24 protein-coding genes are annotated in these 21,747 nt (G+C 65.7%); 17 read left to right on the top strand and 7 right to left on the bottom strand.

Annotated features, from left to right (window positions below):
* Window positions 1–21 precede the first annotated feature (21 nt).
* From RPPS3_RS09275 to RPPS3_RS09245, 7 genes are all read right to left on the bottom strand, one after another.
* The gene (locus RPPS3_RS09275) at window positions 22–309 is read right to left on the bottom strand and encodes a DUF3325 family protein (RefSeq protein WP_107343818.1); all 288 of its coding nucleotides are present in this window, start codon (window positions 307–309) and stop codon (window positions 22–24) included.
* The gene (locus RPPS3_RS09270; RefSeq protein ID WP_107343817.1) at window positions 306–1,880 is read right to left on the bottom strand and encodes a PepSY-associated TM helix domain-containing protein; all 1,575 of its coding nucleotides are present in this window, start codon (window positions 1,878–1,880) and stop codon (window positions 306–308) included. The genes RPPS3_RS09275 and RPPS3_RS09270 overlap by 4 nt, the downstream gene beginning before the upstream one ends.
* 61 nt (window positions 1,881–1,941) lie before the next feature.
* Window positions 1,942–2,223 (bottom strand): DUF3649 domain-containing protein, encoded by a 282-nt coding sequence (locus tag RPPS3_RS09265; RefSeq protein WP_107343816.1) that lies wholly within the window; start codon window positions 2,221–2,223, stop codon window positions 1,942–1,944.
* On the bottom strand, window positions 2,220–2,954 hold the full coding sequence (locus RPPS3_RS09260) for a cobalt ABC transporter substrate-binding protein (RefSeq protein WP_107343815.1): 735 nt from the start codon (window positions 2,952–2,954) through the stop codon (window positions 2,220–2,222). Before RPPS3_RS09260 ends, RPPS3_RS09265 begins: the two co-directional genes overlap by 4 nt.
* A gap of 112 nt (window positions 2,955–3,066) precedes the next feature.
* Window positions 3,067–5,367 carry a TonB-dependent receptor gene (locus RPPS3_RS09255; RefSeq protein ID WP_107343814.1) on the bottom strand — a complete coding sequence of 767 codons (2,301 nt, stop codon included), beginning with the start codon at window positions 5,365–5,367 and terminating at the stop codon, window positions 3,067–3,069.
* Between the two features lie 343 nt (window positions 5,368–5,710).
* Window positions 5,711–7,117 carry a M20/M25/M40 family metallo-hydrolase gene (locus tag RPPS3_RS09250; RefSeq protein ID WP_107343813.1) on the bottom strand — a complete coding sequence of 469 codons (1,407 nt, stop codon included), beginning with the start codon at window positions 7,115–7,117 and terminating at the stop codon, window positions 5,711–5,713.
* Window positions 7,118–7,323: 206 nt separating this feature from the next.
* On the bottom strand, window positions 7,324–8,934 hold the full coding sequence (locus RPPS3_RS09245) for a helicase HerA-like domain-containing protein (RefSeq protein WP_107343812.1): 1,611 nt from the start codon (window positions 8,932–8,934) through the stop codon (window positions 7,324–7,326).
* A gap of 336 nt (window positions 8,935–9,270) precedes the next feature.
* On the opposite strand from RPPS3_RS09245, the gene RPPS3_RS09240 reads away from it, so the two are divergent.
* The 17 genes from RPPS3_RS09240 (at window position 9,271) to RPPS3_RS09160 (ending at window position 21,666) form a co-directional block, all read left to right on the top strand.
* Window positions 9,271–9,639 carry a hypothetical protein gene (locus tag RPPS3_RS09240; protein WP_107343811.1) on the top strand — a complete coding sequence of 123 codons (369 nt, stop codon included), beginning with the start codon at window positions 9,271–9,273 and terminating at the stop codon, window positions 9,637–9,639.
* 17 nt (window positions 9,640–9,656) lie between these two features.
* Window positions 9,657–10,064, top strand: a complete 408-nt coding sequence (locus RPPS3_RS09235; RefSeq protein ID WP_012495381.1) for a DUF4332 domain-containing protein — start codon at window positions 9,657–9,659, stop codon at window positions 10,062–10,064.
* Between the two features lie 65 nt (window positions 10,065–10,129).
* Window positions 10,130–10,987, top strand: coding sequence for a dihydropteroate synthase (gene folP / locus RPPS3_RS09230; RefSeq protein ID WP_107343810.1), 858 nt, complete (start codon window positions 10,130–10,132; stop codon window positions 10,985–10,987).
* On the top strand, window positions 10,984–11,349 hold the full coding sequence (gene folB / locus RPPS3_RS09225; protein ID WP_107343809.1) for a dihydroneopterin aldolase: 366 nt from the start codon (window positions 10,984–10,986) through the stop codon (window positions 11,347–11,349). The genes folP and folB overlap by 4 nt, the downstream gene beginning before the upstream one ends.
* A 1-nt stretch (window position 11,350) precedes the next feature.
* Window positions 11,351–11,842, top strand: coding sequence for a 2-amino-4-hydroxy-6-hydroxymethyldihydropteridine diphosphokinase (gene folK / locus RPPS3_RS09220; protein ID WP_107343808.1), 492 nt, complete (start codon window positions 11,351–11,353; stop codon window positions 11,840–11,842).
* A gap of 157 nt (window positions 11,843–11,999) precedes the next feature.
* Entirely contained in the window at window positions 12,000–13,871 is a 1,872-nt protein-coding gene (locus RPPS3_RS09215; protein WP_107343807.1) for a methylmalonyl-CoA mutase subunit beta, read from the top strand.
* A complete protein-coding gene (locus tag RPPS3_RS09210) occupies window positions 13,868–14,332 on the top strand; it encodes a GFA family protein (protein WP_107343806.1) in 465 nt (154 codons plus the stop codon). Before RPPS3_RS09215 ends, RPPS3_RS09210 begins: the two co-directional genes overlap by 4 nt.
* A 62-nt stretch (window positions 14,333–14,394) precedes the next feature.
* Window positions 14,395–16,554 (top strand): methylmalonyl-CoA mutase, encoded by a 2,160-nt coding sequence (gene scpA, locus RPPS3_RS09205; RefSeq protein WP_107343805.1) that lies wholly within the window; start codon window positions 14,395–14,397, stop codon window positions 16,552–16,554.
* A 65-nt stretch (window positions 16,555–16,619) separates the two neighbouring features.
* On the top strand, window positions 16,620–16,877 hold the full coding sequence (locus RPPS3_RS09200; RefSeq protein WP_107343804.1) for a type II toxin-antitoxin system Phd/YefM family antitoxin: 258 nt from the start codon (window positions 16,620–16,622) through the stop codon (window positions 16,875–16,877).
* Window positions 16,878–16,882: 5 nt separating this feature from the next.
* Window positions 16,883–17,284 (top strand): type II toxin-antitoxin system VapC family toxin, encoded by a 402-nt coding sequence (locus RPPS3_RS09195; protein ID WP_234820223.1) that lies wholly within the window; start codon window positions 16,883–16,885, stop codon window positions 17,282–17,284.
* A gap of 35 nt (window positions 17,285–17,319) precedes the next feature.
* Window positions 17,320–17,634: a nucleotidyltransferase family protein gene (locus RPPS3_RS09190; protein WP_107343802.1), complete on the top strand. Its 315-nt coding sequence runs from the start codon at window positions 17,320–17,322 to the stop codon at window positions 17,632–17,634.
* Window positions 17,635–17,661: 27 nt separating this feature from the next.
* A complete protein-coding gene (locus RPPS3_RS09185) occupies window positions 17,662–17,979 on the top strand; it encodes a HepT-like ribonuclease domain-containing protein (RefSeq protein ID WP_234820153.1) in 318 nt (105 codons plus the stop codon).
* A gap of 40 nt (window positions 17,980–18,019) precedes the next feature.
* Complete coding sequence (locus RPPS3_RS09180) at window positions 18,020–18,808, top strand: DUF3298 and DUF4163 domain-containing protein (RefSeq protein ID WP_107343800.1); 789 nt, start codon at window positions 18,020–18,022, stop codon at window positions 18,806–18,808.
* Between the two features lie 196 nt (window positions 18,809–19,004).
* The gene (locus RPPS3_RS09175; protein ID WP_107346522.1) at window positions 19,005–19,598 is read left to right on the top strand and encodes a beta-class carbonic anhydrase; all 594 of its coding nucleotides are present in this window, start codon (window positions 19,005–19,007) and stop codon (window positions 19,596–19,598) included.
* A gap of 86 nt (window positions 19,599–19,684) precedes the next feature.
* A complete protein-coding gene (meaB, locus tag RPPS3_RS09170; protein WP_107346521.1) occupies window positions 19,685–20,674 on the top strand; it encodes a methylmalonyl Co-A mutase-associated GTPase MeaB in 990 nt (329 codons plus the stop codon).
* Window positions 20,671–21,321 (top strand): pyroglutamyl-peptidase I, encoded by a 651-nt coding sequence (locus RPPS3_RS09165; RefSeq protein ID WP_107343799.1) that lies wholly within the window; start codon window positions 20,671–20,673, stop codon window positions 21,319–21,321. Before meaB ends, RPPS3_RS09165 begins: the two co-directional genes overlap by 4 nt.
* 66 nt (window positions 21,322–21,387) lie before the next feature.
* The gene (locus tag RPPS3_RS09160) at window positions 21,388–21,666 is read left to right on the top strand and encodes a hypothetical protein (RefSeq protein ID WP_107346520.1); all 279 of its coding nucleotides are present in this window, start codon (window positions 21,388–21,390) and stop codon (window positions 21,664–21,666) included.
* Window positions 21,667–21,747 lie beyond the last annotated feature (81 nt).

Genomic DNA, 21,747 nt, shown 5'->3' with positions numbered 1-21,747 from the left:
AAGGGGGGCGGAGTCGCGGGCTCACTGGCGCAATCCGACCCGGCGGCCGTAGCCGATCAGCGCACAGTACACCAGAGCGGCCGCCAGCGTGGTGTGGCCGCTGAATTTGACCAGACCGAAGCCCCAGCCGGATACACCGACGAGCACGGCGAGAGCGAGCGTCAGCAAACAAGCGCCGATCGCGCGCAGGGCGATCACCACCGGACGCCGCAGCGAGCGACGCAGGATCTCGTGCTGAGGCCGGCGCGTGGCGAATGCGAGCGCAGTGAAGCCCAACAGACACAGGGCTTGAGCGAGCGCGTGGCTCATGTCGCCGCCTCGCCCGACATCGTTGGCAGCGCGTCGCGCTTCGCTAAACTGCGCGGCGTGCGAATCCGCGCGCCGTGCCGCGCGGTGCGGATCGCCAGCACGGCGTGCAGCAGCGCCAGCGTCCAGCACATCAGGTCGGTGCCGACGAACACCCAATCGCCGACCGCGAAGCTGTGCCACAGCGGACGCTGGGTCGTCATAGCGTTGAGCACCGGGATCAACGCCAACAACGCAGCGGCCGCCCACAGCTGCTGGACCCAAGCCGCTCGCGCCGGCCGCAGCAGTGCGTGGAGCAAGGTCATCCCCCAGACGATAAAGAACACATGGATTTCCCAGAACGCCCGATCGGCCATCGCGGTCGGCAACAGCCGGTTCGCCCACAGGAACGCCGTCATGGCGATCGAGAGGCCTGCGATGCTGGCGATGTTGAGCCGCTCGACCAGGCGAAATCCAAAATACGGCCGCTCCGGATCAGGCAGCTTCTGCCGCCGCTTCACCGTCCACATCACCAGGCCGGTCCCGACCATCGCGGTGCCCATGAAGCTGACGATGAAGTACAGCCACCGGGTCTCGAGGTCGCTGAACCGTCCGATGTGCAGCGCGTAGAGCACGCCGCGGGTTTCGGCCGCCGCACCGACGCGATCATGCACGGAGACTAATTTGCCGGTGACGCCGTCGAATTCCAGGTAGTCGGGACTCATCGAGACGCGTCCGGCATCGCCGCGGGTCACCGCGATACGGGCTGCTCCGTTGCCCGGATTGGCGGCGTTGACGCGCCCGACATCGGACGTGCCCCAGCGCACCTGCGCCTGCCGCACCATCGCTTCGATCGAGCCGAGCGGCGCCGCGTCTGCGGCGGGTTTGCCGGGCGGAATGAAGGCATTGAGCTCCGCCATCAACTGCTGGCGCTCGGCCGGCGTCTTGATGGCGGCGCGCTCGCCCCATGGCACGTACAGCGCCATCAGCGTCACCAGCCCGGTGTAGGTGATCATCACATGAAACGGCAGGCCGAACACCGACAACGCATTATGCGCGTCGAGCCAGGAGCGCTGGCCCTTGCCCCAGCGGAAGGTGAAAAAGTCGGTGAAAATCTTCTTGTGGGTGATCACGCCGGCGACGATCGCGATCAGCATGAACATCGCCGCGAGACCGGCGAGCAGCCGTCCCCAAAACGGCGACATGTAATAGAACTGAAAGTGGAAACGATAGAAAAAGTCGCCGCCGAGCGTCCCCCGAGCTTCGACCTGACGGCCGGTCACCGGATCGAAGTGCCCTTCTCCGAAGCCACGCGCATCCTGCGCGACGGGAAGCCGCCAGAACGCATAGACGCTGTTGCTACGATCATCTGGAAGCTTGATGCTCCACTGCGTCGCGCTGGGCGCGATCCGGCCGATCTCGTCGGCGACGCGCTGCGCCACCATGGCCGGGTCCAGCGCCTGCGTCACGCGCGGCAACTCCGGCCGCATCCACTGCGACAGCTCCTCCTTGAAGAACGACACGGTGCCGGTGAGGAACATCGCATACAGCACCCAGCCGAGCAGCAGCCCGGTCCAGGTGTGCAAGCCCGACATGCTCTGCCGAATGCCGCGATGGGCGGCTTGTCGATCATGCTTGGTCACGCGATGCGCCCCATCAGGAAGCAAACCATGCCAGCGGCGCCAGCACCGCGGCGACGACGGCTAAGCCGATCCAAGCTCTCAGCGCGCTCCGCGCCGCGAACACCCAGATCACCACGGCCGTACACACCGCGAAGCTTGCCAATTGGCCGGTCAGCACCGCTTGCGGCTTACTGATCGGCAGCGCCAGCACTGCGACGCTGAACAGCGCCGCGATCCCGTAGCCGCCGGCCGCCGCCGCGACGATCCGCGCGATCAGCGGACCGATTGTCCGCGCGCGGTGCACCCGCGTGGTCATTTGCTCGGCGCGGCCGGCGTCGCCGGCGGACCGGGCGGAAGCGGCGGAAGGCCGTCGGCCTTCTCGTAAGTGACGGTGGTGGCGTAGCTCACCGCATCATAGGGCTCCGAACCCTTGGCACCGGTACGCTCGCCAGCGGTTTTGTCGTTGAGGCTGACTTCGGCGACGTAAACGCCTTTCCACGGCATGTCGAAGCTGACCAGCCCCTGCGCGTCGGTGTGCGCTTCCTTGGCCCAGCCCGACTGCGTCGTCAGCGTGACCTTGGTCTTCGGCTTCGGCTGATCCTTGAACACCAGCTTGAACTGGCCAGGCTGCCCGGTCGGCACCAGGTCGAGCACCAGCTTCGGCTGCTGCGCGGCAAAGCCAGTGATCAGCCGCGCCGCCGGATAGAACCAATTCCGCACGTCCTTATCCTGCTGTTTCCAGGTGTACAGCGGATAGTTCGCGTCCTCGGCCACGATGCTGTCACCGGCCGCAGCGGCGAACGGCAGCTTGAACCCGCTGGCGGTCTTGCTCGCCTCCGCCTTCTGCTCACCCTTGGCAGACAGCAGCGTGCCGGTGACCTTGCCGAATTTATCGAGCAGCCCGGGCGAGGCTTCGCGCAGGTTTTCGCCGAACTCGCCGAACCGAACCACCGTCTGGCCGTCCGCCTGCTCGATCCAGATCTGATGCGCCTGCGCAGGCGCGGCGGCGCCGAGCAGCGCAACGATCGCGAGAGAGAGCTTGTTCATGTCGTGCTCCTTGTTGGCTTGAAGATCGCGTGCCGGACGACAAGCCTCCGACACGTGGATGCCCGGCACCTAGGCCGGGCATGAAGTCGTTGCGTGCGCTGCGCGCGTTCGATCAGAAATCGAATGCCGCCGAGAGCAGATAGGTGCGCGGCGCACCCACGGTGACGTAGGTGCCGGTGGTGAGCCAATAGGTTTCGCCGGTGACGTTCTCGATATTGGCGCGGAAGGTGACCGGCTTTCCGGTGAGTGCCGTCGTGGTGTAGCGCGCGCCGATGTCGAGACGGGTCCAGCCCGGGAAGCTCAGCGTGTTGGCCGTGGTGAGATAGGCGCTGCCGGTGTGGATCACTCGACCGTTAAGCGCGAGCCCGCGGACCCATGGCGTATCCCAGTCGAGCCCAGCGGAGAACGTCCTGTCGGGTACGCCAGCCGCGGCATTGCCACGCTGCGTCGGGTCAGTCGGATTGGTCAGTTCGGGGTTGATGAACGTCGCACTCGCCATGCCGCGCAGCCCGGGCAGGATCAGGCCATAGAGGTTCAGCTCCAAGCCTCTGTTGCGCTGCTCGCCGTCGTAGGCCTGCGCATTGGCGGCCGTGGTGATCAGGCTCGGACGGGCGATCTGGAACACCGCTGCGGTGGTGGTGATGGTGCCCCAGTCGACCTTGACGCCGGCCTCCTGTTGCTTCGACTTGTACGGCGCCAGGATCGTGCCAGCGTTCGAGAAGTTGCCGCCGACGATGGTGCCGCGCGTGAGACCCTCGGCGTAGTTGGCATATAGCGACACGTTCGTCCACGGCTTGACGACGATACCGGCGAGCGGTGTCGTGGCGCTGGCGTCGTAGGTCGAGGTCAACGCGCCGATGTTGGTGCCGATTGTAGCGTAACTCTCCTGCTTCACCATCTGATGACGGCCGCCGAGCGTCAGCAGCACCGACTCGTTCAGGAACGACATGGTGTCGACCACCGCGACGCTGGTCAGCGTGCTGTCGGAGGCGTGCCGCGGCGCGTAGCGGTCCGACGTCACCGCCGGCAGCGGCGCCGGGTTGTAGATATTGGACGCGGTGGTGCCGCCCGTGATGTAGGCGTTTCCGCTCTCCTGGAAGAACCCGGTGTAGGCGACGTTGAGCTTGTGGCCGATGAAGCCGGTGTCGAACCGCGAACGGAAGCCGACATTGCCGCTGACGGTCTTGGTGTAAGAATCGTAATACGTATTCTGGACGTTGAAATTGCCGAGCGCATCCACCGCCGTCGCCGAGCGCGGGAAGGTCTGGTAGTTCGAGCCATCACGATAGCCAACGCCCGCATAGGCGGTCAGCCAGTTGGTCAGGTCGTATTCCAAAGCGGTTGCGGCCGTGTTGTCCTTCTGGCGCAGCCTCGTGTCGGGATACCAGTTGCTGCGTGCATCAGGCGGCGCCGGAATCGCAGTGGCGGTCGGCAGCAGGCCGATCTGCGGGCGGAAGTTGTCGGTGTTGTCGTTTTGCGAGAATAGATCGAGCGTCCAGCGAAGCCGATCGCCGCGATAGTCGATCGCCACCGCACCCAGACCCGACTGGAAATTTCCGTCTCTGATCGAGGCTTCACCGTTACGACCAACGCCGTTGAAGCGAACGCCCCACTCCTTGTTGGCGCCGAACCGCTGGCTGGTCTCGAGATGCAGTCCGTAATTCGCCGCGCTCATGAAGAACGGCGTCAGTCGCGAGAACGGCTCGTCAGTAGCACGCTTGGTGACGATATTGATGCCGCCGCCGACGGCTCCGCTCGGGGCGATGCCGTTGATCAGCGCGCCTGGACCCTTGAGCAACTCGATCCGCTCGATGATCTGGGCCGGAACGCGCTGCGACGACGCGAGGCCATACAGACCGTTGAGGCCGACGTCGGTCGCCCTGACCTCGAAGCCGCGGATAATGAAAGTGTCGTCGAATCCGTCGCTGCCGGTCGAAAGCCGCACCGACGAGTCGTTGACCAACGTGTCGGCGGCGGTGCGCGCCTGCTGGTTCTCGATCAATTGCGAGGTGAAGTTGACGGTCGAGAACGGCGTGTTCATCACGCTGGTCGAGCCGAGCAGGCCGAGCGTGCCGCCCTGCGCCACCTGGCCGCCCGCATAGGCCGGCGCCGGTGCGCCGATGGTGCGGGTCGAGCCCATCGTGGTCGGCGGCGCGGCCGGAGGCGGCACCGGCTCGGCGGCGCGGCGCGGCGCGACCCGCGCGGCGCGCTGCGGCGTGGCGCGTGGCTGCGCGGCGCGTGTGGCAGACCGTGTGCGCTGCTGCGGGGCGTCGACCGAGACCGGCGGCAACACGCGCGCTTCGGACTCCTGGGCAGGCGCCGAGGATGGCGCGAGGCCAGCCGCGCACAGCGTCAGCACGCCGGTCGCGACGCCCAGATACAAACGATTGTTGCTGGCCTTGAAGTTGCTCACACCACGCCCCCGGTCACTCGTTGGTGTCCGGGTAGGAGATGAGGGATGGTGAGGCAACGGATGCGATTTAGAATTGATATACGCACGCCATCGCAAGCGCCCGGAGCTTAGAACGAGTCTAGTAAGCGACCTCTCCGCTCAGTATCACGCGGTGAACGCAACGCGGCGAGCCCGGCGCCAAGGAACACCTTGGCGCATCGCAGCTTCGCGCAGTTTGCTACTCACCGCGCGGAAGCGAAACAGCCATGGAACCGATTTGGAAGGATTCCGGATTTGCGCGCGGTGGCGCAAATCCGGAGCAGGCCTCGCGCAATGCGAGGTGACGATCTGACGCGGAGGTGTTTCAGCGCGGTGCGTCAGCCAGCGCACCGAGAATCCGCACCCATGAACGGATGCCCTTCTGGAAGCTGGTGAGGCTGTACTTCTCGTTCGGCGAATGGATGTTGTCGTCGTCGAGACCGAATCCGATCAGCACGCTGTCGAGCCCGAGCGTGCGCTTGAAATCGGCGACGATCGGGATCGACGCGCCCGAGCCGATCAGCACCGCTTCCTTGCCCCACTCCTCGGTCAGCGCGCGGCTCGCCGCGGTCAGTGGCTTCATGTCCCACGGCAGCGCGATCGCCGCGCCGTTGGAGTGATCGAGAAACTCGGCGCGGCAATCGCCCGGCAGCCGGGCGGTGACATAAGCGCGGAACGCATCGCGGATCTTGTTGGGGTCCTGCCCTTCGACGATGCGGAACGACACCTTGGCCGAGGCTTCCGCCGCGATCACGGTCTTCGATCCCTCGCCGGTGTAACCGCCGACGATCCCGTTGATGTCGCAGGTCGGTCGCGAGATCAGCTGCTCGATCAACAGACGATCGTCCTCACCGGCCGGAATCGACAGCCCGATCGGGCCGAGAAAACTCTCGGCGGTCAGGTTCAGTCCCTTCCACTGCGCCAGGATCTCCGGCGGCAAATCCTTCACCCCGTTATAGAAGCCCGGAATGGTGATGCGGCCGTGCTCGTCGTGCAGGCCGCCGAGAATCCGCGTCAGCACCCGGATCGGATTCTGCGCGCCGCCGCCATAAACCCCGGAGTGCAGATCGCGGTTCGCCGCCTTGATCTTCACCTCTTCATAGACGAGGCCGCGCAGCGAGGTGGTGATCGCCGGAGTCGCCGGGTCCCACATTCCGGTGTCGCAGACCAGCGCGAAGTCCGCGGCGAGGTCCTTCTTATGCGCATCGAGGAACGGCACGAAGTTCTTCGAGCCGACCTCCTCCTCGCCCTCGATCACGATGGTCAGGTCGATCGGCAGTTCGCCGGTAGCGTCCTTCCACGCGCGGCAGGCTTCGATGAAGGTCGAGAGCTGGCCTTTGTCGTCCTGCGCACCACGCGCCACGATGATCTTACGGCCGTCGGCATGGTCGGCGATCACCGGCTCGAACGGCGGCCGATGCCACAGTTCCAGGGGATCGACCGGCTGCACGTCGTAGTGGCCATAGAACAGCGCGTGCGGCCGGTTGCCGGTATTGCTCTTGGCCTTCGCCACGATCGCCGGATGACCGGCGGTCGGCCTTACCTCGGCATCAAATCCGATCGACGCGATGTCGGTGCAAAGATGCTCAGCCGCCGCCTTGCAGTCCGCCGCGAACGCCGGATCGGCCGAGATCGACTTGATCCGCAGCAGCGCGAACAGCCGCTGCAACGCGGAGTCGAAATCGGCATCGGCGCGGGCAAGCACCGTTTGAACGTGAGAGCTGGCGGACATGCTGTGTTCCTTCTTCAGATGTGTCAGATGCCGCGGCCCTCACCCTTCGAGACGCGGCCTAACGGCCGCTCCTCAGGATGAGGAAGCTGCGACATGTCGCAAAGAGCGAACGCGGCGATCTCGCACAGCCTCATGATGAGAAGGCGCGTAGCGCCGTCTCGAACCATGCTGCCGCGCGCCTGTTTCCAAACCGCGGACGCCTCGTCTCACCGTCGCAGCATTCCGCCGAGCGTGCCACGCACGATCGAGCGACCGACCGAACTGCCGAGGGAGCCCCCGACCTTCTTGCCGAGCTCGGCGGCGACGCCGCCGACCACCGTGGTGGCGACGGTGCGGGCAACATTGCGGGCGACGAGTTGGCCGGTAGTGAGCTTGCCGCGCGGCGTGTTGGTGCCGAACACGGTCGAGAACAGCCCGCCGAGCTGACCGAGAATGCCGCCCTCGCCCGGTGCCGCATCTTCATTCGCCGACTTGCCGTCGATGCGGGCGCGCAGCTTCTCGTAGGCGGATTCGGAATCCACCGCGGTATCGTATTTGCCTCGCACCGGGCTCGCGGCGATGATCGCCTTGCGCTCCTCCGGTGTGATCGGTCCGATCCGCGCCGACGGCGGCCGCACCAGCACGCGCTCGACCATCGCCGGCGTGCCGTTGCCTTCGAGGAACGACACCAGCGCTTCGCCCTTGCCGAGCTCGGTGATCGCCTTGGCCGTATCGAGCTTCGGGTTCGGTCGGAAAGTGTCGGCCGCGGCCGCCACCGCCTTCTGGTCGCGCGGCGTAAAAGCGCGGAGCGCGTGCTGCACCCGATTGCCGAGCTGCGCCAGCACCCGGTCCGGCACGTCGATCGGGTTCTGGGTGATGAAGTACACGCCGACGCCCTTGGAGCGGATCAGCCGCACCACCTGTTCAATTTTGTCCATCAACGGCTTCGGCGCGTCATTGAACAAGAGGTGCGCCTCGTCGAAGAAGAACACCAGCTTCGGCTTGTCGGGGTCGCCGACTTCCGGCAGCTCCTCGAACAGCTCCGACAGCATCCACAGCAGGAAGGTCGCGTACAGCCGCGGATTGGTCATCAGCTTGTCGGCGACCAGAATATTGACGAGGCCGCGGCCCTGGCTATCGGTGCGGATGAAGTCCTTGAGCTGCAGCGCCGGCTCGCCGAAGAACTTCTCGCCGCCCTGATTTTCCAGGACCAGAAGCTGACGCTGGATGGTGCCGACGGTCTGCTTGGTGACGTTGCCGAGCGACTGCGCGGCCTGGCGGATATCGGCATTGACGTCGCCGGCTTCGGCCACCTTCTGCGCGATCGGCGCGATCGCATCGAGCATCGCGCGCAGATCCTTCATGTCCATCAGCGGCAGGCCCATGTCGTCGGCGACACGGAATGCGACGTTGAGCACGCCCTCCTGCACGTCGTTGAGATCGAGCATCCGCGACAGCAGCAGCGGTCCCATCTCGGAAACGGTGGCGCGCACCGGATGGCCCTGCTCGCCGAACACATCCCAGAACACCGTGCTGAACTGGTCGGGCTGGAATTTCAGCCCGATCTCCTGGGCACGCTTGAGGATGAAGTCCTTGGCCTCGCCGACCTCGGCGATGCCCGACAGATCGCCTTTGATATCGGCCGCAAACACCGGCACGCCGGCGCGCGCAAAGCCTTCCGCCATCACCTGCAGCGACACTGTTTTGCCGGTACCGGTGGCGCCGGTGACCAGGCCGTGGCGATTGGCGAGCGCCAACGTCAACCACGCCGGCTGTTCGCCCTTACCGATAAAAATCTTGTCTTCGGTATCACCGCTCGCGATGCCGCTCGCCGCCATTTCTTCGTTTCCTCGCACAGAACATTCCAACCGGCGATCGATCGCCCGGCGCAACACTCATCCTGCCAATCACAATGGAACCATTCAACGACGATCGCGGCGAGACGTTGGCGCGATATTCACCCTACCGCGCGCAAACGACGCTCGATGCGTGGCTTCGCGCTGCCCCAGCAGCATATCTCGCGTCGTCGCCTTTGCAATGTTGCAACACTTGCGGAGCGAAATGCCGCCGAGTCGTCGACTCGATGACGAGGGTCGCTTGTGTTTCGTTGCGGAGCGGATCAGGATGATTTTAGAACATGGACCGGTGATAAGAACCGGCGTGGCGGGGGCGTTATGGACGAGTTGATTGAAAGACTGGCCGACAAGGCCGGTCTGGACAAATCTGTTGCCGACAAGACTATCGGCATCATTCTCGCCTTTCTCCGCAATGAAGGACCGCAGGAGCCGGTCCAGGCTTTGATCGACAGCATTCCGGGCGCCGAGGCTGCGATCGAAGCGGCAGGCTCCTCGCGTGGCGGGCTGAGCCGCCTGATCGGCGGCGGCGTGATGGCGATGGGGACGAAGCTGCTCGGCCTCGGCCTCGGCATGTCCCAGATCCAGACGATCGCCCGCGAACTGTTCAAAGCCGGCCGCGACAGAATTGGGGCGGAGAAGATGGGCGCCATCATCGAAGGCACGCCCGGCCTCCGCCAGTTCACCTGAACCTAGTATCGAGTGCCATGACATATCCAATCGCTCAGCTCGACGGCATCACCGAGGTTGCCGCGAGCAAATTGAAATCGGTAGGAATTCGCACCACCGAAGCGCTGCTCGAAGCCGCCCGGACCGTGAAGGGTCGCAAGGCGCTCGCCGCGAAGACCGGCCTCACCGAGCAGCAATTGCTGCAATGGGCCAACCTCGCCGATTGCATGCGGGTTCCCGGTCTCGGCAAGGCGAAGGCCGATCTGCTGCGCGCCGCTGGCGTTTCGACGCTGCGCGAGTTCACCCACCGCAATCCGGCGCGGCTGGCGCAGAACATGAAAGAGGCCAATCTCAAGCGCAAACTGGTGCGCGCGCTGCCCTCCGAGAAAGAAGTCGGTCAACTGATCGAGCAGGCGCGCAAGCTGCCATTGAAAATCACCTACTAAGGTCCGGCGCGCCGGCGCAGCCCGCCGCTTGACAGGCTTTCGCGGACCGCGCAAAGCGCTGGCGCATGACCGCTTCCCCATCGCTGACCGCATCGCCCGCCGCGCCGGCCAAGCCGCCACAGCTGCGCGATCTGCTGGCGCGTCCCGCCGCAGCGGTGATGGGCATCCTCAACGTCACGCCGGACTCGTTCTCCGACGGCGGCGATTATCTCGCCCCCGAGCAGGCGCGGACCCATGCGGCCGAGATGATCGCGGATGGCGCCGAGATCATCGACATCGGCGCGGAGTCCACCCGTCCCTACGGCTCGCAGCCGGTGACAGCCGCCGAAGAGCTGCGGCGGCTGCAGCCGGTGCTGGAAGCGGTGGTCGCGCTCGGCACACCGGTGTCGATCGACACCATGAAGGCCGAAGTCGCCGCCTGGGCGCTCGACCATGGTGCCGCGATCGCCAACGACGTCTGGGGATTGCAGCGCGACCCCGAGATGGCCGGCGTCGTCGCTGCGCGCCGCGCCCCGGTGATCGTGATGCACAATCGCGACGCCGCCGATCCAGCCATCGACATCGTCGCCGACATCAACGCGTTCTTCGAGCGCTCGCTGACAATCGCCACCAAGGCCGGGATCGCCGAGGAGCTGATCGTGCTCGATCCCGGCATCGGCTTCGGCAAGACGCCGCAGCAGAGCATGATCACCCTGGCGCGGCTGCGCGAGTTCGCAAGCTTCGGCCGCCCGCTGCTGGTCGGCGCCTCGCGCAAGCGTTTTATTAGTACGATCGTGCCGAGCGAACCGAAGCAGCGGCTCGGCGGTTCGCTCGCCGCGCATCTGATCGCCGTCGAGAACGGCGCCAAGATCATCCGCGCGCACGACGTCGCCGCGACCTCGCAGGCACTGAAAGTCGCCCACGCCATCAGGGACAGCCGATGAACGACACCATCTTCATTTCCGGCCTGGTGCTGCACGCCCGCCACGGCGTGATGGAGCACGAGACCGAAGTCGGCCAGCGTTTCGTGATCGATCTCGAACTCACCGCCGATCTGTCGGAGTCCTCGCGCACCGACCGGCTCTCCGACACGGTGTCGTATTCGAACGTGGTGGCGTGTACCACCGCGGCGTTCAAGGACGCCAACTACCGGCTGCTCGAGCGCGCGGCCGGCGCGGTCGCCGATGCGATCCTGACGAGCTTCGACAAGATCACCGCGGTGAAGGTGACGGTGCACAAGCCGCACGCGCCGATCCCCGCGATCTTCGACGATGTCGGCGTGATCATCACCCGCAGGCGGAGCTGAGATGCCGCGCGCCCTGATCGCGCTCGGCGGCAATGTCGGCGACGTCCGCTCCACGTTCGACAAGGCGATCGCCAGTATCTGCGGCATGACCCAGGCCGAACTGATCGCGCGCTCCCCGGACTACGCGACGCCGCCATGGGGCGATGAGCAGCAGGACCGCTTCGTCAACGCCTGCGTGGCGATCGAAACTGCGCTCGATCCGCATGCGCTCTTATTTACGCTGCACAAGATCGAGAAGCGCTTCGGCCGCGACCGCGCCAACGAACGGCGCTGGGGTCCGCGGACGCTCGATCTCGACCTGCTCGCCTACGACGACGCCGAGATCAATCGGCCGGACCTGACGCTGCCGCATCCGCGGCTGTTCGAGCGCGCCTTCGTGCTGGTGCCGCTGCTCGACATCGTGCCGGATCAGGTGATCGCCGGTCGCTCGCTGAAAGACGCCCTCGCCGGGCTGTCGACCGCCGGGATCGAACGGCTGCCGGACCGCGGCTGAGCCGCCGCTTCTGGGAATATCCCGCAACACGGTCCGCCGCAGTGCACAGGGCGCAATCTCGTCCTTATTGCCTCAAACAACTGTTTGGCATCGCCGTCCGCACGTGGCATTTTCCGGCCAAATCACGTTCCGGTATTCTGGGAGTTCGATTTCACCGATGTCTTCTGCAAACCAAGAGCTGCGGCTCGCCGCCGATTTCGCCCCGGCCGGCTATGAAGACTGGCGCAAGCTGGTCGACGGCGTGCTGAAGGGCGCACCGTTCGAGAAGCTGATCAGCAAGAGCTACGACGGCATCCAGATCGATCCGATCTATGTGCGGGCGCGCGACGCCGCTCCGATCGCCGGCCGCGCTCCCACAGCGCCGTGGCGGATCATGCAGCGGGTCGATCACCCGGAGCCGAAGGAAGCCAACAAGCAGGCTCTGCAGGACCTCGAAAACGGCGCCACCGGCCTGACGCTGGTGTTCGCGGGCAGCGTCGGCGCGCGCGGCTTCGGTCTGCCGGCCACTCAGGAAGCGATCGCGCAGGTGCTGGAGGGTGTCCACCTCGACGCCGGCATCGCGATCGAACTGCAGTTCCCGCCGCAATCCTGCGACGTGGTCCGCCACCTCGCCGACCTGATCAAGAGCCGCGGCACCGATCCGGCCGCCTGCGACATCCGCTTCGGCATCGATCCGCTCGGCGCGCGCGCCGTGCAGGGGGCGAGCGCCACCGAGTGGAGCGAGATCGCCAAGGGCCTCGGCGACGTCGCCGCCGGCCTCGCGAGCGCCGGCTTCAAGGGCCCGTTCCTGGTCGCCGACGGCCGCGTGATCCACGATGCGGGCGGCTCGGAGGCGCAGGAGCTGGCCTACGTGCTCGGCTGCAGCGTCGCCTATCTGCGCGCGCTGGAGGCCGCCGGCGTCGCGCTGGATGCCGCCCGCGGCATGATCTACACGCGTCTGTCCGCGGACGCCGATCAGTTCCTGACGCTGTCCAAGTTTCGCGCGCTGCGGCTGCTGTGGGCGCGGATCGAACAGGCCTGCGGCGTGACGCCGAAGCCGCTGTTCGTCGCCGCCGAGACCGCATGGCGGATGCTGACCCAGCGCGACCCTTACGTGAACATGCTGCGCGCCACGATGGCGACCTTCGCCGCCGCGCTCGGCGGCGCCAATTCGGTGCAGGTGCTGCCGCACACGCTGGCGCTCGGCCTGCCCGACGCATTCGCCCGCCGCGTCGCCCGCAACACGCAGCTGGTCCTGCTGGAAGAGTCCAACCTCGATAAGGTTGCCGATCCGGCTGCGGGTGCCGGCGGCATCGAAGCGCTGACCAAGGAACTGTGCGACGCCGCCTGGACCCAGTTCCAGGAGATTGAACGTGCCGGCGGCACGCTCGCCGCACTGCAGGCCGGCCTGATCCAGCCGAAGGTCGCGGCCAGCCGCGCGGCCCGCGACAAGGCGATCGCCAAGCGTCGCGATGTTCTGACCGGCGCCTCCGAATTCCCGAACCTGCACGAGGCACAGGCCAAGGTGCTCGACGTCAAGCCGGCCGCGGTACCGCCCGCCGGTGAGGCGAAGATCAGCTTTACGGCGCTGACGCCCATTCGTCTGGCGACCCCGTTCGAAAGCCTGCGCGACAAGTCCGACGCCGTGCTGGCCGCGAAGGCGTCGCGGCCGAAGGTGTTCCTGGCCAATCTCGGCACGCCGGCCGACTTCACCGCGCGCGCCACCTTCACCAAGAGCTTCTTCGAGACCGGCGGCATCGAGGCAATCGACAGCGAGGGCTTCACCGAGGCGGCTGCGCTCGCCGACGCCTTCAAGGCATCCGGTGCGGCGTTCGCGTGCCTGTGCTCGTCCGACAAGGCCTACCCGACCTATGCGGCCGCCGCCGCCCAGGCGCTGCGCGCTGCCGGCGCGAAGCGGATCTATCTGGCCGGCCGCCCCGGCGAGCAGGAGAGCGCGCTGCGCGAAGCCGGGGTGCAGGAGTTCGTGTTCGCCGGTGGCGACGCCTTGGCGACGCTCAGCGACGCCTGGAAGGGCATCGAAGCGGCATGACGGGGACCGGCAAAGCGGTGCTCTCCGGCGGCTGCCAGTGCGGCGCGATCCGCTACGCGCTGTCGGCCCCGCCGCTGAGCACGGCGCTGTGCCATTGCCGAATGTGCCAGAAGGCGACCGGGGCACCGTTCGCCTCGATGGCCGAGGTCGCCAAGGACAACTTTGCCTGGACCCGCGGCCAGCCTGCGTCGTTCCGCTCCTCCTCGGTCGCCGAGCGCGACTTCTGCAAGGATTGCGGCACCCCGCTCGGCTATCGGCTGCAGTTCTCCGACACCATCGAAATCCTGACCGGAACCTTCGATCGGCCGGACCGGGTGGTCCCGACCATGCAATACGGCACCGAAGCGAGGCTCGGTTGGACCGGGACGATCGCGAACTTGCCGAGCAAGACCACGTTGCAGAACTACGGGCCCGACAGGCTGGCACAAGTGTTCAGCTATCAGCAGCCGGACCACGATTAACCCGACGAAATGACGAGAAACGGCAGCCGTGCTACGATGGGCTGTAGTGAGATCAGATAAAAATGAGCAAGATTCCGAACTTCGCCGAGATCGCATTCCAGCCCACCGTCGCCCCTGCCCCTGCAGGTGAGGCCCAGCCGTGGCTGACGCCCGAAGGCATTCTGGTCAAGCCGGGCTACTCCGAGGCGGATGTCGCCGGCATCGATTTTCTCGACACCTGGCCGGGCGTCGCGCCGTTCCTGCGCGGCCCCTACCCGACCATGTACGTCAACCAGCCGTGGACGATCCGGCAATACGCCGGCTTCTCGACCGCTGAAGACTCCAACGCATTCTATCGCCGCAACCTCGCCGCCGGTCAGAAGGGCCTGTCGGTGGCATTCGACCTCGCCACTCACCGCGGTTACGACTCCGATCATCCGCGCGTCGCCGGCGATGTCGGCATGGCCGGCGTGGCGATCGACTCGATCTACGACATGCGCACGCTGTTCGCCGGCATCCCGCTCGACCAGATGAGCGTGTCGATGACCATGAACGGCGCGGTGCTGCCGATCCTGGCGCTGTACGTCGCCGCCGCCGAGGAACAGGGCGTCTCCCCGGAGAAGCTGTCGGGCACCATTCAGAACGACATTCTGAAAGAGTTCATGGTGCGCAACACCTACATCTATCCGCCGGTGCCCTCGATGCGGATCATTTCCGACATCTTCGCCTACACCTCGCAGAAGATGCCGAAGTTCAACTCGATTTCGATCTCCGGCTATCACATGCAGGAAGCCGGCGCGACGCAGGACCTCGAGCTCGCCTACACGCTCGCCGATGGCGTCGAATACGTCCGCGCCGGCATCGCGGCCGGTCTCGACGTCGACAAGTTCGCGCCGCGGCTGTCGTTCTTCTGGGCGATCGGCATGAACTTCTTCATGGAAGTCGCCAAGATGCGCGCGGCTCGTTTGCTGTGGGCCAAGCTGCTGACGCAGTTCGACCCGAAGCAGCAGAAGTCGCTGAGCCTGCGCACGCACTGCCAGACCTCCGGCTGGTCGCTGACCGCGCAGGATGTGTTCAACAACGTGATGCGCACCACGATCGAAGCGATGGCGGCCACTCAGGGCCACACCCAATCGCTGCACACCAACGCGCTCGACGAAGCGCTGGCGCTGCCGACCGACTTCTCGGCGCGGATCGCACGTAACACCCAGCTGTTCCTGCAGCAGGAGAGCGGCACCACCCGGATCATCGATCCGTGGGGTGGCTCGTACTACGTCGAGCGGCTGACCCACGACATCGCCGTCAAGGCCTGGGCTCACATCCAGGAAGTCGAAGCGCTCGGTGGCATGGCCAAGGCGATCGAAGCCGGCGTGCCGAAGCTGCGCATCGAGGAAGCCGCCGCCAAGACCCAAGCGCGGATCGACACCGGCCGGCAGTCGGTGATCGGCGTCAACAAGTACAAGCCGACCGACGAGGCTCCGATCGACGTGCTCAAGGTCGACAACTCGACCGTGCGCCGGCTGCAGATCGACAAGCTCGGCCGGTTGAAGAAGGAACGCGTCCAGGCCGACGTCGACGCCGCGTTGTCGGCGCTGACGCGCTCGGCTTCGGAAGGCAACGGCAACCTGTTGGCGCTGGCAATCGACGCCGCGCGCAAGAAGGCCACCGTCGGCGAAATCTCCGACGCGCTTGAGAAGGTTTATGGCCGGCATCGCGCCGAGATCAAGTCGATCACCGGCGTGTACAAGCGGGAGGTCGCATCGATGGCGGACCGGATGGAGAAGGTGCAGGCACTGATCGACGCGTTCGAGGACGCCGAGGGCCGTCGCCCGCGTATCCTGGTCGCCAAGATCGGCCAGGACGGCCACGACCGCGGCCAGAAGGTGATCGCCTCGGCATTCGCCGACATCGGCTTCGACGTCGACATCGGGCCGCTGTTCGCGACGCCGGAGGAAGCCGCCCGGCAGGCGGTCGAAAACGACGTCCATATCCTCGGCGTGTCGTCGCTCGCCGCCGCGCATCTCACCGCGGTGCCGGAACTGAAGGCCGCGCTGAAGAAGCAGGGCCGCGACGACATCATGATCATCGTCGGCGGCGTGGTCCCGCCGCAGGACTACGACGCGCTGGTCAAGTCCGGCGCCGAGGCGATCTTCCCGCCCGGCACCGTGATCGCCGACGCCGCCGAGGAGCTGATCCACAAGCTCAACGCCCGGCTCGGCCACTCCAGCCAGGCGGCGGAGTAGCTGCGGGCTTCAAGACAATGCCGGCTTGATTTGACGAACTAGTCTAACCAGACTAGTTTGTCTTCATGAAGCAGGTCGGCATTTTCGAAGCGAAGACCCACCTGTCGAGCCTTCTCGACGAGGTCGAAAACGGCGCCGAAGTGACAATCACACGGCACGGAAAGCCTGTCGCACGGCTGGTTCAGGCGAGTAGCGAGTTGTCGGCCGATGCGATCGCGCGGCGGCGTCAGGCGATCCGCAACTTGCGCAGCTTGGCCCGCGACCTCAAACTGAATCCGACCCACGACGAGATCAAGAGCTGGATCAACGAGGGACGCCGTTGATCGTCATGGATGCATCCGCCGCCCTGGCGATGTTTCTGGATGAGCGCGAGCACCTCGCCCACGATGAGGTGTTTGAAAGCTTGGCGGACCAGCAATTCGTCGTCCCGGCGCATTGGCATGCTGAAATCGGCAATGCGCTTACCACGAACGTTCGTCGTGGTCGGCTCCCTTCCGACAAGCTCGAATACGCGCTGCACAACCTGAAGATTCTCGAGGTGATCACGCAATCACCTCCGGAACTTGACGAAGTAGCCGGTGCGGTCCGTAGGGCGCTGGATTCCGGACTGACCTATTACGATGAGCTCTATGTCCGACTGGCCGAAGTCAGGAATCTTCCGCTCTTCACCTTCGACAGCCAGATGAGAAAAGCGGCGCGACAGCGCGGCGTCGAGATTCTTCCCGTGTGACTGCAGCGCCAAAGGCAATCTGCTATACTGACACTATGACCGCCGTCGCCGACATGCCGTTGGACACCATCCTCGCCAGATTGCGCGAGAGGGGTGATGCATTGCGCGCAGAAGGCGTGGCCAAGCTATATGTGTTCGGCTCGCGTGCCCGCGGTGACGCGCGACCGGACAGTGATCTGGACGTGCTGGTGGAAGTGCTGCCGGATACCGAGCTGACTTGGAAGACGCCGCTCGAGATCGGCTACATCTGCGAAGCGGCCACAGGCATCCCAGCGCACGTCATGCTGCCCAGCGAGTTAACACCACGTATCAGAGAGCGAATGGCCGACGATCTTGTCGAGGTGCTGTGAATGCCCCCTTCAACGGAAGACAGGCTGTTGGACATTCTGCGCTCGACGTCTCGCGTCCTAAGCCTCGTCGAAGGACGCAGCTTCGATGAATTTTCGCAAGACGAAGTGCGCCGTATGGCGGCCGAGCGTTATCTGGAGATCGTCTGCGAGGCAGCACGCAAACTCCCGGATGAGCTGAAGCACGAGGCGATCGACATAGACTGGCGTAAGATGACCGACTTTGCCAATCGGCTGCGTCATGCCCACCACGCGATCGACGTCGAGATCGTCTGGGACATTATCCATCATCATGTCCCTCCTCTGCGTTCCTTCGCCGAGCGGCGCATCGGAGCTGCCAATTCGTAATCGATTTACCCTTCTCCTCGCGACTGTGGTCAGGCTCGATATGCTCTCATCTCACTTCCGTGTTTACCCACTCGTCATTCTGGCCTGTCTGGCAATCGGCTCCCCCGCCCTCGCCGAGCCGGCGAAGCCGAAGCCTGACTTCGCCGTGAAGACGAAGGCCATCGACGGCACGGTGACGCTCGATGCCGGCATCAAGGCTGATGCCAAGCTCGCTGAGAACTGTCTGGCCGAGGGCAAGAAGTGGATCGCCGAGCGGCGCACCGAGGCCGAGCCGGAATTCAAGAGCGACCCTGAGTTGTTCCGCAACGGGCCGTGGACCTACGAGCGCAGCTACACGACGGATTCGCTGGTCGCGGATCGCTACGTCTCGATCCTGCGCACCGACTATAGCTACACCGGTGGCGCCCATCCCAACACCGACATCGACACCATCCTGTGGGACAAGCAGCTCACCAGGCGTATCAGCATCCGGCCGTTCTTCACCGACCTGTCCGACGGCAGCCCGGCGATGCGGGCGATGGTCGACGGCATCGTCACCGCGCTGAAGGCTGAAAAGAAGGAGCGCGGCGCCGATGAAGAGGACACCGCCTACATCAAGAGCATCGAGCCGAAGCTTTTGAAGATCGGGCCGGTGACGCTGGCGCCGTCGACCACCGCGGGGAAAAGCTCGGGCCTCACCTTCCACTACGCGCCCTACGCGGTCGGTGCCTATGCGGAAGGTGAATACGAGGCGTTCGTGCCGTGGACGGCGCTGAAGCCTTATCTGTCGGCCGACGGCAGTGCGATCTTCGGTGGCGATCGGCCGAAGCAGGAGCGTAAGGCCGAATAGGCCATCGTACGTCTCGTGGCGGTTTAGAACAGGCCATCTGCGGCGCGCGCGCTTGCCAGCAGAACTCCTCTGCCCCGCGCCGAACAACGAACGCCGCTTCTGCGCAAACTCTGCTTTTTTGCTGACGATTTCCATTCGCTGCACCGATCCGGTGCGGCGAATTGAAATCTGTCAGCAATGTTGCGGAGTGGACGAGATGACCAAGCCAGCCGGCAATTACGACGCCGTGTTATCGGCCAACAATCAGTATGCGAAGGACTTCGCCGACAAGGCCAATCTGGCGCTGCCGCCGGCACGGCATTTCGCGATTCTGACCTGCATGGATGCCCGGCTCGATCCTGCCAAATATGCCGGCCTCGCCGAAGGCGACGCCCACGTCATCCGCAACGCCGGCGGCCGCGCCTCCGACGACGCAATCCGCTCGCTGGTGATCTCCCACAAGCTGCTCGGCACCCAGGAATGGTTCGTGATCCATCACAGCGATTGCGGGATGCAGTTGTTCACCGGCGAGGTGATCGCCGATCTGCTCGAGGACAATCTCGAGACCGCCAGCTTCGACGGCCATCACTGGAGCAATCCGAAGCACGGCGGCGGCTCGGTGGCCGGTCATTTCGTGCACTGGCATACGTTCCAGGACAACGCCAAGAGCGTCACCGAGGACGTCGCACGGATCCGCAGCCATCCGCTGGTGCCGAAGCACATCCCGATCTACGGCTTCATCTACGACGTGAAAACCGGCCGGCTCGACGAGGTCGCCGAGGCCAGCGCCGCCGGCAAACCTGTCGCCTGAGGCGTCATCAACAGGGAGATCGGCGCGCGGCCGTTCCGCGCCGGACTCCCCTCGCCCCTGGCGCCCAATCGTTGTAAATGGGCGCCATGAATTCAGCCCGACGCACCGGCGACATTGCCCATCTCGCCAGCGAGGTCCGCAGCGGCCATCGCGCCGCGCTGGCGCGCGCCATCACCCTGATCGAAAGCCGCCGCGCCGACCACCAGGCATCCGCGCGCGCGCTGGTGCAGGAGCTGCTGCCCGAAACCGGCCGCGCGATCCGCGTCGGCATCACCGGCTCGCCCGGCGTCGGCAAATCGACCACCATCGACGCGCTCGGCATGTATCTGATCGAGCAAGGTCACAAGGTCGCGGTGCTGGCGGTCGATCCATCCTCGGCGCGCACCGGCGGCTCGATCCTCGGCGACAAGACGCGGATGGCGCGGCTGTCCGCCGAGCCTGACGCCTTCATCCGTCCCTCGCCCTCCTCCGGCACGCTGGGAGGCGTCGCCGCCAAGACCCGTGAGGCGATGCTGCTGTGCGAGGCGGCCGGCTTCGACGTCGTGCTGGTGGAAACCGTCGGCATCGGCCAATCCGAAACCGCGGTCTGCGACATGACCGATTTCTTTCTGGCGCTGATGCTGCCGGGCGCCGGCGACGAGCTGCAGGGCATCAAGAAGGGCCTGGTCGAGCTCGCCGACATGATCGCGATCAACAAGGCGGACGGCGACAACATCAAGCGCGCCAATCTCGCCGCCGGCGAGTATCGCGCCGCGCTGCATATCCTCACCCCGCGCTCACCGAACTGGCAGCCGCCGGTGAAGACCTATTCGGCGATCACCGGCACCGGCATCGCCGAGTTGTGGCAGGCGATCCTGGACCACCGCGCTGCGACGACGCCGTCGGGCGAATTCGACGCGCGCCGCCGCGAGCAGCAGGTGAAGTGGATGTGGACGCTGCTGGAGGATCGCTGGAAGGCGAAGCTGCGCAGCGACCCGGCGATCCGCGCCAAGGTGAAATCCACCGAGGCCGCCGTCGCCGAAGGCTCGATCACGCCGACGCTCGGCGCCGATCGGGTCGCGGAGCTGATCGGGTGAGCGGCCTGCGCATCCTGATCACCGGCTTCGGGCCGTTTCCCGGAGCGCCTTACAATCCGACTCCGCAATTGGTCGATCGCCTCGTCAAGCTGCGGCGGCCGGCATTCGACGACGTCACGCGCGTCGGGCATATCTTCAACGTCAGCTACCGTGCGGTCGATCGCGACCTGCCGGCGCTCCTCGCACAGTCCCGTCCCGATGCGCTGCTGATGTTCGGCCTCGCCGCGTCGACCCGACACGTCCGGATCGAGACCCGCGCCCGCAACGCGATCACCACGCTGTGGCCCGACGCCGACAAGGTGACGCTGCGCCATGGCCAGATCGCGCCCGGCGAAGACGCGCGGACGTTCGGCGCCCATGGCGCGCGGCTGGCCCGCGCCGCACGGCTCACCGGGATCGATGCGCGGCTGTCGCGCGACGCGGGTCGCTATCTGTGCAACTATCTATGCTGGCGCGGGATCGAAGCGACGCAAGCCCCACAGGGCCCTCGGCTCGCCGCCTTCGTCCACGTGCCGCTGCTCAGCCGTGACGGCACCGCCTGGCCGGGAAGCCGCATCACCGCCGAGCAACTGGTCGATGCCGGCGAAGCGATGCTGCTGGAGCTGGTGCGGCTGACCCGGCAGGCCCGCCGCGTTGCGGCCCGCTGAGATCGCATCGCTCCGCAAAGAAACCCATCGTGCCGGCCGGCGTTGTCCTCCTCCGAGGAGGAACCGATGCCATACGCGTTGTTTTGCGACGATGCCAGGGTCAGCAAGATCTATCCGACCCCAGCCGACGTCTGGAAGCACGCCAAGGAGAGCGGGCTGGTGATCGATACGGTCGGCGACACCGAAACCGAAGCTCCGCGCCACGTGCTCGACAACGGCTACCAGATCCGTGCCTGCGCGCCGGAGCCGGGCGAAGACCCGGAGCGCAACGAACGCGAAGCCCGTGCCGCGCGGCGTGATCAGTTTGTACCGCCCCAGCGTGAGCCGGACCACGCGCCGGGTTAACCCTACCGCGAAACATCATGCCGCCGGTCCGCCGCCTTGGCCCGCGCCTCGGCGGAATTTGCGTTAGCTGTGAGGATTAGG

Source organism: Rhodopseudomonas palustris (assembly GCF_003031265.1).
In the GTDB taxonomy this organism is placed as follows: domain Bacteria; phylum Pseudomonadota; class Alphaproteobacteria; order Rhizobiales; family Xanthobacteraceae; genus Rhodopseudomonas; species Rhodopseudomonas palustris_H.
This window is presented reverse-complemented; position numbering and strand designations above follow the sequence as displayed.